Source organism: Flavobacterium sp. ST-158 (assembly GCF_058309975.1).
The window spans coordinates 1-2,840 of record NZ_JBZEEN010000025.1; the positions used below are offsets into that span (position 1 = coordinate 1).

Here is a 2,840-nt window from a genome sequence, read left to right on the forward strand (position 1 = left end):
ATTTTAGTTAGTAAAGCAGGTTTGAATTTCAGGTTGTAATTTAAATCCATCACATAACCTGCAATCAGGTAATAATTGATTCTTTCTTTGTAAATTTTCACATCATTATCATCGTATCGATTGGATTCTATAAAGTTTGGAATGGATAATCCTAAATAAGCTTTGTCTGAGTGAAGGTAAATTCCCGCACCAATATTAGGAGCAATTTTGTTATTGAATCCTTGTAATTTAGGGTCACCTTGGTCTTTAGGATCTAGTTTATTGATATCTAAATCAAACAAATTAGCAGTTGCTTTAAGTCCAAATGAAAGTTTTAGATTTTCAGAAGTAGGAATGGTGTAGGATAGGTCAGTAGATATAGCATTCTCATGTATTGGTCCAATTTTATCATTGACAATGGAAACCCCTAAACCGAGTCTGCTGTTATTAAAAGGAGTGTTTATCGAAACCGCATTTGTTGTAGGTGCTCCGTCTAATCCGACCCATTGCGTACGATGCAATGCAAAGATACTCATTGCCCCTCTAGATCCTGCATAAGCTGGATTTACATTAATAGTGTTGTACATGTATTGTGTAAATTGTGCATCCTGTTGGGCATAACTTACCATTGCTGTAAACATCAAACCGATTAGTAGTATTTTTGTTTTCATTTTACTTCTTTTTTATGAACCAGAGGTTTGTTAAGACCTCTGGTATTAGATTGGAGTTTTATTATCTAGTAAGGTATAAATATCCTTGCTCTTTTTTAGCAATGATTTCGTTTTGTAAACCAACAGCAGTATAGTTTAGGATGTAGAAATAAGTTCCAGTAGGCAATCCAGCCGATTTGTCTACAGTTACTCTACCTTCAGAATAACCTTTGAATACTTTATTTACATTATCATATCCTTTGGTTTCATAAACTAAGATTCCCCATCTGTTGTAAATTTCTACAGAGTTTTCAGGATAACAAAGTGTGTCATCAATATTATCAATTATAAACTTATCATTGAATCCATCTTCGTTAGGAGTGAAAGCATTGTGTACTTTTATAGTTCCACAGCCTAAGACAATTGCCGCTTCTACAACAGCTGTATCTTCCGCATGAATTTGAGTTTCATTTGGAGTAAATCCATTAGCTTGAGCAGTATTGGTTACTGAACCATTTTCTCTATCTATTTGAGTTGCAGTATAATTTTCATTAAACTCTTGAGAGGCGCCTGGTGCTAATGATTCAATAGTTGTATTTAGTCCTGTTAAAGGGTCAGTAACAGCAATTGAATAAAGAGTTACATTTCCAGTATTTTTTACTTGAATAGTATAGTTGATGATGTCTCCTACAGAACTATAGTTTTCGGTATTAGCGGTTTTAATAACTTCTAATCCTGGATTTTGAGTAAGTATTGTAATTGTTGGATTGTCGTTTTCAACTGTTGTACCTGAAATATCGGTAACATCATTACCTTTTGGATCTTTTGCGATTGCTAGAGCTGAGTTAGTTACATTAGCTGCGTCAATATCTGCTTGTTTAATAGTATAAGTTCCTTTAATTACCGAGCTTGAAGCACCAACTTCAAGTAAAGCAATTGGACTTCCAGTGATAGTCAAGCCTGGTAGAGGGTCAGTTACTACTATATTAGTAAGAGTTGTGTTTCCTGTATTGGTTACTGTAAAAGTATATGTAATTACATCACCTAGGGCAGCGGTTCCACTTACACTAGCAGTTTTTACTAAAGCAATGCTTGGTGATTGTGTTAATTCGGTAATTGTACATTCAGGACAATCTTCTTTAATTGGACAAGAAGTACAAGGCGTAGGGTCGGTCGATGTCGCAGTGACATCTTGCCCTTTTGGATCTTTGGCTGTAGCCAAAGCCAAATTGTATACAATTCCGTTATTAATATCATCTTGTGTAATGGCATGTGAAGCTGTAAATGTAGTTGTATCAATTGCTCCTACAGCAAGTGTTGCAATAGGTCCACCACTTACAATAGCATTATTATCTGTTACTGTTATATTAGTTAGTGTTACATTACCTGTATTTTTTACAATAAAGTTATAGGATACTACATCTCCAACATTGGTTATGCCATCTTGATTAGTATCAACATAAGAACCATCTTTTGTAATAGTGATACTAGGGATTTGGTTCAATTCTGTTATAGTGCAATCAGGACATTCAGGATCTTTAGGACATGAAGTACATGGAGTAGGGTCAGACGAATTATCGTTTACAGTAATGTTTTCATTATCTTTTGCATTTGCTAAAGCAATATTATAATATATTCCTTTATTAATATCGTCTTGAGTAATTGCATGTATACCTATGAAAGTTGTAGTATCAGAAGCGTCTGCATCAAGAGAAGCTATAGGACCTCCAGTTACTGTAGCTTTATTATCGGTAACAATTATATTTGTTATTGTTACATTACCAGTATTTTTGACTACAAAATTATAAACTATATTATCTCCTACATTTGTTATACCATCTTGATTTGTATCTTCGTAAACAGCATCTTTAAGGATCTCGATTCCCGACTCATTGATATTATAGGTGTAATTTGCGGTACATCCATTTGCATCTTTTATTTCAACATTATAAGTGCCTTTAGGTAAGGATGATATATCTTCAGTTATCGCTCCATTTGACCAAGTAAATGTATAAGGTGCTGTACCTCCTTCAGCTGTAATATCTATAGAACCATTACTACATCCTACACAATTATTATTGTTAGTAATAACAGCACTGGCACTTATTGGCGCAGTAGGTTGTGTGATGGTCATCTGAGCTGTTGCAGTACAATTTTGTCCTTGGTTACCCCCCGGAGCAGTAGCGGTTAGGGTATAGGTTCCAGCCACTA

At 34.7% G+C, this 2,840-nt stretch carries 2 protein-coding genes; both read right to left on the reverse strand.

Annotation, left to right across the window (positions count from 1 at the left end; genetic code table 11):
- Window positions 1-650, reverse strand: a 650-nt coding sequence (locus tag AC4FRF_RS17480) for a PorP/SprF family type IX secretion system membrane protein (protein WP_491161571.1), incomplete at its 3' end; no start/stop codon positions are given.
- 61 nt (window positions 651-711) lie between these two features.
- Window positions 712-2,840: DUF7507 domain-containing protein (locus AC4FRF_RS17485; protein ID WP_491161573.1), on the reverse strand; the 2,129-nt coding region annotated here is incomplete at its 5' end.